We start from the raw sequence: 14,069 nt of genomic DNA, 5'->3' as shown, positions 1-14,069 counted from the left end.
ATGTCCAAAACCATTGTTGTCACAGGATCTTCCGCCGGCATCGGACGAGCAGTCACAGAGCTCCTTCTCGCACGCGGTGATGCCGTCATCGGACTCGACCGCAGCGAATCCACCGACCTCGACCTCGCCCGGTTCATCCCCGTCGACCTCGGAGACGACCAGAGCATCGATGAGGCAATCGCTGCAATCGAAAACCCCATCGACGGTTTGTGCAACGTCGCAGGGGTCTCCGGCATCGGCGGAGCCGACCTGACGATGCGGGTCAACTACCTGGGCCTGCGCGCCCTGACGCTCGGCCTCGCCGACCGGATGAAACGCGGCAGTTCCGTTGTCAACGTCGCATCGATCGCCGGCGCGCAATGGCTCCCACGAAAGGAACAACATCTGGCGCTCGCCCGCACCAACAGCTTCGACAACGGGTTGAAATGGTTGGCCGACAACCCCGTTGCTGATGAAGACGGATACCCGTACTCGAAGGAAGCTTTGCGTGTCTGGACGCGATTCCAAGCCACTGAGTGGCTGTCGTCGGGTATCAGGATGAACTGTGTCAACCCTGGTCCGGTCAACACCGGACTGCGCAGTGAGTTCCTTGAGTCTTTAGGGACGGAGCGGGTGCAGGACGATATCAACCGCGTTGGCCGGGACGGCACCGCACCAGACATAGCCCCGCTGATCGCCTGGCTCACCACCGACGAGTCGACGTGGATCAACGGGTCTGACATTCCCGCCGACGGTGGACTTGCCGCATCTTTCCTGGGCGATCTGCTGTGAACCGGGCTACCTTCACCCCGCCCGACGCATCGCATACAACGGGGGGTGACGTAGCACATGAAATTGCCACTGGGGCTAGCGATTCGACAGACTCCGTGGGACTCACACATCCCTGGCGATAGTCGCTGCTTATCGAAAAGACCAGCACCAGAAGCCGCAGTCGTCGTTGGAGGCTCGGCTGTCTCCAACGCCTCGGTCACCGGACTTCCCCCGCATTCCCATTCGCTTTCGCCGGCAGAGCCTGACTGGACGAAGAAGCCACTGATACCGCCTGATTCGTATCGTTGTTCCCACGAGCAAGCGCAACCACGACAACGACAAGCGCCACAATCACCACAAGACAGACGCCCAGCGCAACGAACAGCGGGGTGTTGTTACGCGATGGCTGATGGAGGGGCTGCGGCCCGCCTGGCGGTGCGGGGTATCCCACGTTGGTTTCTCCTTGCCTAAGTCTGGTCGTCAAACAGTAGGGCATAAACGACAACCCTTGACCTTCGCCTCGGGTGGGAGTGATCAGAAGACTCCGCCGCTCGGAGCCATAGGTTCTCGGAGGTGGACCGCGACAGTGTCTCGGAAAGTCATCTCTTTCGCCGCAGGTGTCCCACGATGCCGAAAAGAGCCTTCTCGAGACATGCGGATGCCCGACCGCCCCGAGTGTCCCTCCGACACGACGAATTCCTCTTCACTCTCGAGCGACATGGGAAACGTCTGAACCGAACCCTCGACCCCGATGACTTCACCGACGCGCAAGCTATCGCCGCGATCGAACGCATCACGCGAGGCAACGTCCGGTTCCTCGCGCCAGTCGAGAGCCGATATACCGCTTCGGATTTCAGCTGTCGGTACCGACGCGGCCGGCTCCTAGGTCATCGAGCGTCTTCGCCAAGGCGCGGACGGTCGCGGCGTCGCTCATGTCGGCGCCTCGGGCGCATCCGAGGGTGGCACCGGTCCGCTTCTCGGCGTCGCGGAGTGCGCGGTAGGCGTCAAGCAACTCCACTTGCTCGTCGTAGGTCAGCGCCTCGGCCGGCGGCTGGTTTCGCTGCGTCGACGCGGGTGCTCGGCGGCCGAGGCGAAACGTTCGAGTCCACTGCGAGATTCGGCCGATGCGTGTGTGTAGGGAGGGCATGGGTTACGTCCATTTCAGTGGTCCTGGGCGGTTCGAGTGTGTCCGGTGAAGTCCTCGAAATTTTAGAAAATTCTCTCTTTCGGTCCAGCTCGGAGTCCTGGCATGGGTTTAGGTGCGGTAGGCGTCGGCACGGTGAGAGATGGCGGTGACCTGCACTCGGCGAGTGTCCTCGTCGATGAGGTACAGGACCCGGTATGTTCCGCGGCGCGCGGAGTAGGCCGGCGCGAGCGGTGGAGAGAGCTTCTTGCCGACACGGTGCGGGTTCTCGAGCAGCGCTCCGGTGATGAACTCGTAGACCGCGGCCGCAATCTTCTCGGGCAAGTTCTGTTTCAGTGCGCGGGCCGCCGACCTGGCGATGGTGAGGGTGTACGGCTGGTCGGGCGCGCTCACTCGTCGTCGGTCTTCGCGGCAGCGAGGAACTCGGCGAGCGAATCGGTGTCGAGGACGTCGTCGGCCTGGACCTCGGCCATGCCGGTGATGTGGTCGGCGAGCAACGACTCGTCGGCGAGGACTGCGATGGTCTCACGCAGGGCGTCGTAGTCGTCGGCGCCGAGGAGCACGGCGGCACGGTGCCCGTTGCGAGTGATCTCGAATCGCTCATGGGTGCGCTCGGCCTCGTCGACGAGACGAGAGAGCTGCGCCCGTGCATCTGCCACCGGAAGAGTCGTCATGTACACGATTCTAGCTAGAATTCGGGATGGGTCCCAGTCCGGCGCCCTGTCTCAGCAGCCGGGCTGGTCAATCGATCACGGCGCCGGGTTCCCTCGGAACGGGCGAGCCCTCTCCCGTTCCGGTAACTCATTCCACGCTCCGGACCCAGTAACATCCCCGAAAGTGGTGCGCTGCTTTCCGCCGCGGTTCCAGCACACCTGCCAACACCAGCCCAGCAGGAACTCACGTCCCACCGTGCCGGCACGGTCCACACCCGCAGGAGCCCCCACCGTGACCTCCCCCACCACCGATTCCCTCGTCGCGAAGATCGCGCAACTCCCCATCAGCGACGGCGCCATCATGTGCCAACTCCTGCGCACCACATTGCTCGCCCACGCCGATCAAGGCCGCGACATCGCCGAACCCGCCCTGCTCGGGCTCCTCGCCATCACCGGCGCCCTAGAAGAACGCCTCACCCGACTCGAAAAGACAATCCAACCCGCCCCCGCACCATGACTCCACCCCGACACGGCGACAACCGAAGACACCACGTACACCTACTGTCCGCGTTGACCACCGAAACCGTCATCGCGCTGGGCTGCATCACCTGTCGCCATCATCATCGCCTCTAGGCAGCCTGACTATCACCGCTTGTCGAAAACTTGCCATCGCAATGGTTATTCGACATAGATTTTCGACACGAGTTCTCGACACTTCGACCTCGGAACGAGCTGGCAATACGCACGGTCCGCGGTCATGTCGAATTCCGATCTGTTTTCGTCAATACCGGTCTCGTCCCAGCTCACGTACTGTCCGGTAGTCGTTCGAGCTCTACTGGCGTCTGAGTGCTCCAACCCGTCCGCGAAAACCCTGGGGGGTGGTTCATGCCACCCAACTGTTCGTTCCTCTACCCTCTCCCTATGCGCCTGCCAGTACCCAGCTTCGCTTGTCCCGCGGGCGAACTGAACCTCGTACGAGTACCCTTTTCGCTCCCGCAGCTCGAGCGAATGAATCCATCCACCCAGTCTCGAACCGATCAGTTCCTGGAGGACAGCGAGAAACTCGTGTCATCGAACCTCGCCGGGTTGTCTGGTCCCGCAGCCCTTCTCCTGAACGTTGGCCTACCACCGAATAGGCCGTTGCTTCAACAACCGGATCTAGATCGCTATGCATTCCTACTCTCGGAGCGACTGAAGCAGGTTGCTGGGCAACAGTTTGCAAGTGTGTGGTGCACGAAAAGTCAGTCAGATATTTCGACTATCTCAGTTGGTTCGGCAATCCCGGTTCAACCGTCCAATTTCGGCCAAACAACGACGCTGATGACTCGCCGGTCGTACGGAAAGGATAAGTTTAAAAGCGAGATCCAGGACGCTGTTGCCGACCTAACGCCCATCGAAGACGGTCCTGTTGCATTGCACATCTCCTATGTGACCGGATTGCCACGGACTTGGGCGAACCTGTGGAGACCAACCATCGAAGGTCTAGGCGTCTTTTTGGGTATGTGCAAATCATCGAAACCGTGGGATGTAGACGCTGGTCGCATAGTTCAACTCGCTTTAGCCCATCGGACGGAAGGTCCATCGCTGGGTCACAGCGTACAAATCACAGTAACCGCTGGGCCTGTTTCCTTGGAAACTATCTAAGAGTTCCAAGTGTCAAATCTAATCTGTCCGACAATTAAAGTAGAGTCTCCTGTCCAGTGAGATTCGCATAACTACGGAATAGCACCTCTTGTCGGTCTTCTACTGTGCCTAACACTGAACGACCAAACAATTTTTCGATGAGCCTGTCGAGAAAATTGTGCGCTTCGACGAGATCCTCAGGCATCGCTACCGGATCGTATAGCTTCGCAAGCGAAATACCTGGGTGCGCTTCGCGTGCAGCTACAAGTGCGGCTGCAGCTTCTATGATAGACCGCCGTTGACGGTCGGTGACAGCTGGCATAGGGAAAGTGTTGTAGGTGAATGTATTAGAGAACCTAAGGTCAGACTTGATACGTCCACCGATCGCCCGCATCCATGCAATGAACATCGAGGAAGACAAGATTCCTAGGAGGAACCCGTCAGGGTCCGGCACCAGCGAGTTCGCATCGCCACAGATGACATCGCTAGAGAAACGAGTGGCAACAAAATATCGCCGATGTTCTCCCACATGGCGAGGGATTGCAAGATAGTCCGTCGAAGGTTGGCGAACCTCACCAAACCGATGAGGTGTAGCGGCTAATTTCTGGGTCGCAACCCGTTTACTCTCCATTCGGTAATCACGAACATTTCCGATGGCCTCACTAAGGAATGGGCTAGAGTCAACTTCCGAGGGATCACAGTTCGGCATCCAAATGCACCACCGCACTGTGTCGTGCATGAGTTCGCGGGCCCCGATAAAATGGCGAATGTACTCAAGTGCAACCTTGTCATTCTGAACCGAATCATATCTATCTTGATCGAGGAAAAAATGGCCTCCATCGTTCGCCATACTCCCAAATACGGTCGGCGCGAGCACCGGAGAGAGAGGTTGCCGGCGACTACGAACTAAAACTGGCGGTCCTGGTGTCAGGTACGGGCTTATTCCAGGTACTGATACGACGGTAGGTCGCCCTTTGCCTCCTTCAGCGTACGTCCAAAGTTGAGGTCGTGGTGTCGAATTCTTGTCGAATCCAATGATGGAGACATGCACAGCCGCACCCCCAGTGGCCTCGGTCGTCCACAGGAAAGAACGATGAGCATATCTGCACCGCCACCCAGCATTCAATATCGGCTGCCACAAATCTGCAGTCGGTTCACCCTGACAGATACTGTTAGTGGAAACGAATGCCCAACGACCACAGTAACTCCCATAATAATCCAGGGATTTCTTATACCACCCGGTGACATAGTCAAAGTTCGGACTCATGCCCTTACCCCACACGCGATTTAGATCGAGCTTTTGATTAACACTCATCGTCCGTCCACCATTGAACGGCGGGTTTCCGAAGATGATCACATCATCCGATGCAGGGAGCAGCGATTCCCAGTCTTCGTGGAGGGCGTTTCCATGGCGAATAGTTGGCGCGATTGCGATCGGCAGACGGTCAGGAGCGACGCCGAATTCGACTGCCATCTGCTGGTTGGCGAGGTGATCGACGAGCAACAACGCTGTCTCGGCAATCCGAGCAGGCCATTCCTCGATCTCGATGCCGTAGAAGTGATCAAGCGTCACTTGGATATCGCCCGTGACATCCAAGCTTAATTGCGCCCGTTCAACCTTCTTCGACTCTGCATCAACCATGTCGAGGTCGCGGCGGCGGCGGAGAATCTCAAGTTCGATTGCGCGAAGCTCGCGATACGCGACGACGAGGAAGTTTCCACAGCCGCAGGCCGGATCCATGTAACGGGCACGCCCAAGATCGTTGTGCAACTTAGTCAGATGGGCTTTGTCATCCCATGCACGGTTTAGTCGGTCTCGGTATTCGTCAAGAAACAGTGGGCGGATGGTCTTTAGGATGTTCTCCTCGGTGGTGTAATGCTCACCCCCGTGTCTGCGCGCTTCCTTGCTCTTGACTGTCTGGAACATCGATCCAAACACTGCGGGCGAGATGATCGACCAATCAAATTCACATGCCTCGATCAGTGTGTCGCGGAACTTCGGGCTGAATTTCTTGATGGCAAGCACGTCAGCGTAGAGACCGCCGTTGATATATCGGAACTGTGCGTACGGGCTGTCTGCCAGGTGCCTCCGCTTATGTTCAGGCGTATCAAGAATCTCGAATAGGCCATGAAGATCCGTGTGCAAGGTTCTGGGAGTGGTGTGTTCACGCAGGTATTGCTCGAAAAGTCCGGCAGGTTTCCACATGTCGGCATCGTCACCAAAGAGCAGAAAAAGTAGCCGAGCCAGCAGCAGTGTCGCATCATGATCGTCGACGTTGGCTGCTTCAAGTTCTGTGTAGAGAATCCCCATTAAACGAGCCGCAGCGACAGATGCGGTTTCCGCTTCCTTATCAAAGGCGTCGCGCATCTTGTCGAGCAGGACGACGAGCGGAAGGTCCTCGTCGAAGTCGAGTTCGATCGCATGTAGCCGCTCGGTCAGTTGGGTGGTGCGGTCGCCTACGCGATATTCGTGAACGAGCAGTTTCGCGTTGGCGCTGCCAAGCTGTGCTCGACGTGGCCAGCGCCATTCTTGCTTGTGCTCACTACTGAAAATCACCAGTCGCTCGTGGTTGTCCTTGCCGACAATCACATCGATGAGACGTTGAGTCTTGCGTGGGGGAATTTCCGCGCAGTGCCAGATACGTAGGCCTTTGTAGCCGGCAACTTGGGTGAGGGTGAAGGTTTCGTCGTCGACGTCGAAAGCAAGGTCGGGCTGGTCGGGGTTTCCCCATCCGAGTTCGTCGATGAACAGGGTCCGGAAGTCTCGGGAGTCGACGAGGTCGAGTAGGCGGTTTTCGGTCATGCTGTGACTCCCATGCTGCTGACGACCCGGATCGGGTCCTTACCTGTTCGGGTGGCGATGACCAGTCGCTGATCGCGGTGCAGTGTCCTGATCATGGTGGTGAGGTCGTCGTCGCTGGCTCCGTTGCGGACGGAGCGTTTGAGCCGGTTTTCCGCATCGCGCTGCAGCGGATGTTGAAACAGATCGTCGAGTGCCTTTTCGGTTTCGTTGTCGTGCGCATGCAGCGTCTCCCCAAGTTTGCGCCACAACGTCTTACGCACACCGCGGAGTCGGCCGGCTGCCACAGTAGGTGTTGCCAGCGGACCACGAACCAGCTTTTCGATGAGAACGTCGTGGTCTTCTCGGTGTTCGAGACCGAGTTCCTCGGGTGTCGCTTCGAAAGCACGCAGAACCTCATGCCCGGTGAGCAGACGAGTTTCACCGTCCGGGGTAGCGATCCCGAATCCATCCATGCCGGAATCAGTACGCACGTAGCAGATCACGCCTTCGTCCTTGTCGCTCAACCGTTTTGCGCGGGTGGCGTCGATCATGTCCGGCAGGGCTGCGATCCGCGCGGCAAGGTCGGGATCTTTTTCCTGTGCTTGATGCCAAAGTTGATACGCCAAGCTGGATGCATCGACGTCGTCGGCCGAGTCCTGGTCGTCGAGGGTGCCGTTGTACAAGTCCGCAATGGCTTGTACTTCGCCGTCGCTGCCGAAGAATTGTTCGTCGGATCCGAATGCTTCTGCGTTTGCGCTGAGCCGATCGCTGATGCGTTGACGCAGGGAGATGACGTTGTCGACAGATTCGTGGAAGAACGAGTACAGCAGTACCTCGTCGGATTGCTGGCCGACGCGGTCGACACGGCCGGCACGCTGGATCAGTCGGATGATCGCCCAGGGCAGGTCGTAGTTGACGACGATGTGCGCGTCCTGCAGGTTCTGGCCTTCGCTGAGGACGTCGGTGGCGATCAAGACGCGTAGTTCGTTGTCGAGGCCGAAGCTGTCGTGCCCAGGTAAGGCGTTTGAGCGTGGGGAGAATCGGTGTGCGAGGGCAGTGGGGTCGTCGCTGTCTCCAGTCGCCAATCCGACGCCGCTGATCCCGGCGTCGCGTAGTGCAGCGGCGATGTAGTTGGCGGTGTCCTTGTATTCGGTGAACACGAGCACTTTGTCGCCGGGGTGATCGGCGGTCAGCAGTTTTTTCAGGGCATCGAGTTTGGAGTCGGTCGCTACTTCCCACCCGCCGTACGACTTCAGCAGGCCGTGCAATGCGGTGGTGTCGCGGTCGAGGTCGTTACGCAGCTCGGTGGTGAATAGTTCCGGCCGAATCCATGTCACGGCAGCAGGATTGGAGGCGACGAGCGCTTCGTAGCGTCGGCCGGGGTCGTCGGTGAGGCTCTCGGCGGTGTCGAGGTCGGAGGCGGTGGGGTCGTCGTCATCGGTGAGGCTGGTATCGACGATCGTTCCGGTCGGGATACGGAGTCCGTTGTCGATCGCGTAGCCGAATAACTCGTTGCGGGCGATGTGCCGTTGCAGGGACAGTGTGAACGAGTGTCCGCAGGAGGACAGTCTCTTGTAGAACGTGGTGCGGACGAAGCCGGCGACATTGCCGCGGCCGCGGTTGAGGTTGTCGACGAACTCTTTCTCCTCGTCCGTCAGCTTCGCCGTCTTCGTCAAGTATTTTCCGAGCTCGTAGCGAGGTAGGACGAGGTTTGTGAGGGTGTCGAGGGTGGTATCGCTCGACATGATCGCAGCGGGGTCGTCCGGTCCGAAGGAGTGATCGACGGGCTTGGGGATGCGCTCCGGGAACGTGAACCGTGTCCCGTTGGAGAATTCGAGGTACTGGCGACCATCCTCATCGGTTTCGGAGTAGTTGTTTTTGATGAAGGTTCGAGTGCGGCGCACCAGATGTTCACTCATCAGGCGTTTCCAGTCGTCCGGGTCCTCGGATTTACGGAAGGCCGCCATCGTGGTGATCTTGCCGTCGACTTTGTCAATGAGCCTGGGGTCGGCGGCCATGGCGTTGGTCGGGGAGATACCGAGATCATCATCGTCGTCGATGTAGAGCGAGAGCTGGTTGGCGACGTCCCGGAATCGGATGTTGTACGGGGTCGCGGTCAGTAGAAGCGTTTTGCTGTCGTTGGCGTGAATGTATTCCTGGATCGCCTTGTAGTCGCGGCGTTCGTCATTACGCAGCGTGTGAGACTCGTCGACGATCACGAATGCGTACCGGCGCAAATCCGGAAGAATCGCATGGGCCATGCTGTACGGCACGACGCGCCCGTACAGGTTGTATGCCTCGAAGTGCTCTTCCCACATCTTGACCAGGTTCTTCGGGCACACCACCAACGGCATGTAACCGTGCTCATCCCGCAGCATGAGAGCTACGGCGATCGCGGTCAGGGTTTTACCCAAACCGACGACGTCGCCGAGCATCGTGCCCTGTTTGGTCATGATCCGCCGCGCCAACGTCCGGACGGCGGTGGACTGGTATTCGAGAAGCTGAGAGCTGACCTCGGACGGGACTGAGTACTCGGCCAACCCTTCGCGCACGTCGCGGGAGAGGTCGTAGCAGACCTTGAGGAACACCTCGTATGGCCGGCGGGGCTCTTTGCGGGCCCATGATTCGTCCAACATCGTCAACAGATCCGCGGTGACTTCGCGACTGAACTTGTCGGTCCATCGGTCCTCGAACCACTCCGCCAACGCCTGCGCACCGTTCGTCTCGAGTACATCGACGTTGAGTTCGAGGTTGTGAGTCAACCCAGGGGCCGTGAGGTTCGAGGAACCGACGAATCCGGTGATCGGATTGTTCAGGTCTTCCCGGTGGAAAATGTAGGCCTTGCCGTGCAGTGGCCGGCGGGTGAAGACTTTGATCTCGACAGCTTTGGATTCGAGGAGATCTCGAAGTGACTGCAGCGCCGCACGATCCGCAGTGGTGGGCAGTCCTCGCATGAGCTGGGTGCGCAGTTGTTCGAGGAGTTGCGCTTTGCGTTCACGACCGACAGTGAAGTCTGCATCGAGCACTTCGGTGCCTTCGACCGCAGCTTGTAGTTCCTCGAGTGCTTCTTCCTGCGGCCCGGTCATGACCATGCCGATCAGGATTCGCACGACCGGCGCGGGTTTTCCCTGTTCCGCTTTTTCCTTGACCAGAGAGTCGAATACGGACCAACCTCGCAGGTTGAAGTACCCGACGGCGACGTCCATCCGCTCTGATGCCTGCAGTGTCTTCTGCAGGTGAGAGCCCAGTTTCAGATGGATGTTGTCGAAGATCCGCGTCACGGGAAATATCGCTCCGTTCGAGTGTCAGCCCTGGAGGATCCAGGAAATGCACCGAACTCGTCGTCCGGATGGGATGAGTCTTTCAAACATGCTCGCGGACGCTCGATCGCACCCAGTTATTCGGTGCGTCGGCCGAAACCTGTCGGACTTGTCTGCTTAAGTGAAGGTTCTCATTAACGCCGCCGTAATTAGCGACTTGAAGAAAAGACCTATGAAATGAACTCGTTGAAGATCTTCGCCGCTGTCTCGGCTACCGCCGCGCTTCTCCTCACGTCGGGTTGTTCGTCCGATTCCTCCGATGGAGCTGCAACACCGGAAAGTGTGTGTGCGCAGATCGAAGACGCTGGTATCGGCGAGAACTGCGCACCGGGAGATCCCGGCGGGCTCGCTGTGGCAGCAACTGAGAAATACGACTTCGATCTCCCCTCGGTGCCGGGGGAGGGCGGGACCGTCATGATCTTCGACAATGCCGATCAGTACCGCAAAACAGTGAAAAGCTATGACGACGCTGCCTTTCTGGCCGGGCCACACCGCTACGGGTCGGAAAATGCGTTGATCTTCGTGCAGATAAACGAAGGACTCTCCTCGAGCGATGGACAGAAAGTCAAGGACATCGTCGATTCCCTGTAGCTCCACTTAGTGCAGTAAATATCTGAGAATTCAAACCATTCCGGGCGCACACCTCTGCCCGATTCATCCGCTCTGCGTACGTCGCCGACGTGATCGGCTGGTGGGTGTAACCGCATGGATGAACGCCGGGCAACCTGATGACGATAGGAAACGCATGGACAATCGCGCGGCGATCCAAAAAGGTCTCGACCACCTCGCCTCTCGACTCAATCCCTTCTTCGCTGCCGCACTGGCAGACGAGCTCGGAGGCCTTCCATGGACGGCGGTACTGACCGAACTTGATCGAGCCAAGGGATATACCCCACGTCAACACTCCACCGGCGATCTTCAGGCGCAACTGCGCATGCTCACCGAAAGGCTGGGCAAGCTCGGGTTTCCCTTCGACGACCCCACCCGGACGGTGTCCGTACTCGGCGGCGAACTACGCATCGTTCGCAACAGGTGGGCACACAATGACGATTTCTCGTCGCTCGACGTATGGCGTGCCCTCGACTTCGTCGTCCGTCTGCTCAGTCACCTCGGCGACCACGAGGGAACTGCTGAAGCTGAGGCCCAACGTAACGACGCCCTCACGCACGTCGTTGCTGATGCCGGCCTCACAACAACAAGTTTCAGCGAGCAGGTCGACGATGAAGAGGGTGGCGAGTACGTCGAACCTGATAAGTCCGTTCTTACACGAGGTGAGGACACCGAGACTCCCACCATCGGTGAACAGCGTTTTGAGTTCGAATCGTGGGTCGTCGTTCCCGTTGGTGACATCGCCGTTCTAGATGCGCTACCCAAAAAGGTTGCGAAAGAGGCGGTTCGAGCTGTCGCCGCCGAGATCGTCGAGTACGAAGGACCCATTCAGATCGATCGACTGGCCAGCCTCACCGCACAATCGTTCGGAGTGCAACGCCTCCATGCCGCTCGCTCGAAAAAACTCGTCTACCAGATCACACAACTCGGATACCAGAGCGAGGACAAGTTCGTCTGGCCCAACCACATCGACAGAACGACATGGGCAGAGTTTCGCCCGAATGCAAGTACAAGCGCCCGCCGTTTCGACGAGGTCAGCCCGGTGGAAATCGTAAACGCCGCCCGGTTCCTACTTCGTGAAGGACCGATGGATATTGACCAATTAGAAACCTCCGTCCTTCAGACATTCGGGCGCAAACGACGAACCAAGATGATCAAAGATCATCTACAAAAATCGCTGAAGAACGCGCAGTCCCTTGGCGTCCTCAAGACAGAAAACCACCAATATATTGGTGGATAGGGTTCCGCGTAGCACATCATCGTCAATACGGCTCTCGATGAATCAAGGATATCCTGCACGTTCACAACCGCAAAAACTAGTTTTCTCGACCGAGTCCACTCCCTCCATGAAAACTTGACATGAATACTTATCAACTCTGTCGGTAACCTTCGATACTCTTGCTCAGTGCCCGATGAAGATGAGAGTGCGTTCGACGACAACGCTCGACGAGAAGTTATTCGAGACGAGCTGAAGCGTCTCGAAGAGAGCTCGATGTATTCGTCTCAGGGGCAATTCGAGCAAGCCAAACAGTGGCGCAGCGTCAATCTCGGGCTCGGGACTCTCACGAGCCTTCTGGCAGCCGTGTCTGGTGCCACAGTTTTATCGGATATGGGGCATGCAGTAGTCGGCGGCATCTTGGCCTTGGCTGCAGCAGCGGGAAGTGCGATCTTGACGACGCTTAACGCATCTCACCGAATGAACCAAGCTTCCGCGGCAGCGAACGCATACCTTGAGATCCAGACGGCGGCCCGTCAGGCCCGACTTATCGACGTCCCTGGGCAGGACGTAGACGAGGCACGGACGATCTTGGCGGAACTGACTGCTCGACGTGATGAGCAGAACAAGACGGCCGAAGTCATAAACGGTCGGGCTAGAAAGAAGGCCCAAGACAATATTGGTAGCGGCGGCCAGGTTTACGCGGTAGATGAAAGCTCGAACCAATCCGATACAGAACACTGAGGAAAAACGATGGCGAGAACAGTTGATCAAGGGTTCGACGTATTCATGTCGAGCCTTACACCGCTATCCAGTCAGCAATCTGCAGCATCATCCCACCGTGCGAGCATCGAAAAATCATTGCGCAACGCCCTTGATGTGTCGGTAGTGTGGGAGACGGGCTCGTTCCATCACGGCACCGGTATACGCGGGCATGCAGATATCGATCTCCTCGTCAGCTTGAAGGACAAACCAAACTCTTCCGACACCGCATTAAGGTGGGTTCGGGACGCTCTGACTGCATCTTTCCCTTTCACTACGGTACGCACGAGTAGGCCCGCCGTTGTTGTTGAGTTCGCAGGTGGAGCGGAGACCATCGAAGTCATTCCCGGTTTCCTCACTGGTCGCGGCAACTCCGATACCCTCGTATACGACATCCCAGCCGCTGATAGCGGGTGGATCGACACCGCGCCCAGAGCACACCTGGACTATGTCAACGAGTGCAACAACCGCGATGGTATGAAGGGTGCCGCCAAGAAGCTCACCCGCCTGGCGAAGGCCTGGAAGTACTACAACAACGTCCCTATCTCATCGTTCTATCTGGAAATGCGTGCAGCACAGTACATCACCACACAGTCCACTTACGTCGCTGTGTGGGATATCTGCGGTCTTCTTGAGGATCTCAATTCCAAACAGCTCGCTGCAATGAACGATCCCAAAGGGTTCTCGGGGAGGTTCTACCCGTGTTCGAGTGAAGCGCGGAAGATTGAGGCTCTCTCCAAACTGAGTACTGGAGCCAGCCGTGCCAGAAAGGCCCTCGATGCCCATAATGCAAACAATTCGGCGACCTGCTTCATCTACCTCGATTTTCTCTTTGGTGGAAATTTCCCTTCCAGGTAATGCAATTGAGCGTGGATTTCTGCCAAAATCGAGTCCATGTCCGATTCTGGTCCTGTATCTCCCGATACCATTACGGTTGACTCTTGGTTGACAGTGATCCCGGATTCCGGATTTCAAGTCCAGCGACTCCGAACCTAACCTCAATTTTGCATGAGAGGCCTGAGAGGCCGCTGCCGGTCTGATCGGTTCGCCGATCATGTTTTTACGGCCCGAATCTGTATCCGGATGTGACAGACCGACCCGTTGCAGTGGGATGCTGCCGGATTCCACTTCCCGGAGTCGTATTCTTTCCGCTCATGTCGACGGCCATCGTAAGCTCCCCACTGGCGGCCATTTATGGCGCATTTTGTGG

At 57.9% G+C, this 14,069-nt stretch carries 11 protein-coding genes and 1 pseudogene; 6 read left to right on the top strand and 6 right to left on the bottom strand.

Going from position 1 to position 14,069, the window contains the following annotated elements:
- Positions 1 to 771, top strand: a complete 771-nt coding sequence (locus H7C86_RS32435; protein WP_182263032.1) for a coniferyl-alcohol dehydrogenase — start codon at positions 1 to 3, stop codon at positions 769 to 771.
- Positions 772 to 1,603: 832 nt separating this feature from the next.
- Here H7C86_RS32435 and H7C86_RS32430 read toward each other — a convergent pair.
- The 3 genes from H7C86_RS32430 to H7C86_RS32420 all read right to left on the bottom strand — a co-directional run bounded on the left by H7C86_RS32430 (position 1,604) and on the right by H7C86_RS32420 (position 2,574).
- On the bottom strand, positions 1,604 to 1,897 hold the full coding sequence (locus H7C86_RS32430) for a hypothetical protein (protein ID WP_182263031.1): 294 nt from the start codon (positions 1,895 to 1,897) through the stop codon (positions 1,604 to 1,606).
- Positions 1,898 to 2,005: 108 nt separating this feature from the next.
- Complete coding sequence (locus H7C86_RS32425) at positions 2,006 to 2,287, bottom strand: type II toxin-antitoxin system RelE/ParE family toxin (protein ID WP_182263030.1); 282 nt, start codon at positions 2,285 to 2,287, stop codon at positions 2,006 to 2,008.
- Entirely contained in the window at positions 2,284 to 2,574 is a 291-nt protein-coding gene (locus H7C86_RS32420) for a type II toxin-antitoxin system Phd/YefM family antitoxin (protein ID WP_182263029.1), read from the bottom strand. Before H7C86_RS32420 ends, H7C86_RS32425 begins: the two co-directional genes overlap by 4 nt.
- Positions 2,575 to 2,839: 265 nt before the next feature.
- On the opposite strand from H7C86_RS32420, the gene H7C86_RS32415 reads away from it, so the two are divergent.
- Complete coding sequence (locus tag H7C86_RS32415) at positions 2,840 to 3,064, top strand: hypothetical protein (protein ID WP_182263028.1); 225 nt, start codon at positions 2,840 to 2,842, stop codon at positions 3,062 to 3,064.
- A gap of 1,161 nt (positions 3,065 to 4,225) precedes the next feature.
- Here the strand turns inward: H7C86_RS32415 and H7C86_RS32410 are convergent.
- From H7C86_RS32410 to H7C86_RS38040, 3 genes and pseudogenes are all read right to left on the bottom strand, one after another.
- Positions 4,226 to 6,973 (bottom strand): DNA methyltransferase, encoded by a 2,748-nt coding sequence (locus H7C86_RS32410; protein WP_182263027.1) that lies wholly within the window; start codon positions 6,971 to 6,973, stop codon positions 4,226 to 4,228.
- A complete protein-coding gene (locus H7C86_RS38045; RefSeq protein ID WP_397517284.1) occupies positions 6,970 to 8,919 on the bottom strand; it encodes a C-terminal helicase domain-containing protein in 1,950 nt (649 codons plus the stop codon). The genes H7C86_RS32410 and H7C86_RS38045 overlap by 4 nt, the downstream gene beginning before the upstream one ends.
- A gap of 333 nt (positions 8,920 to 9,252) precedes the next feature.
- A pseudogene (locus tag H7C86_RS38040) lies at positions 9,253 to 10,233 on the bottom strand (phospholipase D-like domain-containing protein); the annotation flags it as partial.
- Between the two features lie 216 nt (positions 10,234 to 10,449).
- Between H7C86_RS38040 and H7C86_RS32400 the strand changes: the two are divergent.
- From H7C86_RS32400 to H7C86_RS32385, 4 genes are all read left to right on the top strand, one after another.
- The gene (locus tag H7C86_RS32400; RefSeq protein ID WP_033236827.1) at positions 10,450 to 10,863 is read left to right on the top strand and encodes a hypothetical protein; all 414 of its coding nucleotides are present in this window, start codon (positions 10,450 to 10,452) and stop codon (positions 10,861 to 10,863) included.
- Between the two features lie 154 nt (positions 10,864 to 11,017).
- On the top strand, positions 11,018 to 12,121 hold the full coding sequence (locus H7C86_RS32395; RefSeq protein WP_182263026.1) for a DUF3320 domain-containing protein: 1,104 nt from the start codon (positions 11,018 to 11,020) through the stop codon (positions 12,119 to 12,121).
- Positions 12,122 to 12,286: 165 nt separating this feature from the next.
- Positions 12,287 to 12,841, top strand: a complete 555-nt coding sequence (locus H7C86_RS32390) for an SLATT domain-containing protein (RefSeq protein ID WP_207787567.1) — start codon at positions 12,287 to 12,289, stop codon at positions 12,839 to 12,841.
- 9 nt (positions 12,842 to 12,850) lie between these two features.
- The gene (locus H7C86_RS32385; protein WP_182263025.1) at positions 12,851 to 13,717 is read left to right on the top strand and encodes a nucleotidyltransferase; all 867 of its coding nucleotides are present in this window, start codon (positions 12,851 to 12,853) and stop codon (positions 13,715 to 13,717) included.
- The last annotated feature ends 352 nt before the right edge of the window (positions 13,718 to 14,069 follow it).

This window comes from Rhodococcus sp. UFZ-B548 (assembly GCF_903819475.1).
GTDB lineage: Bacteria > Actinomycetota > Actinomycetes > Mycobacteriales > Mycobacteriaceae > Rhodococcus_F > Rhodococcus_F erythropolis.
Note: the sequence above shows the minus strand (reverse complement) of the source record. Positions and strands in the feature narration are given on the sequence as shown.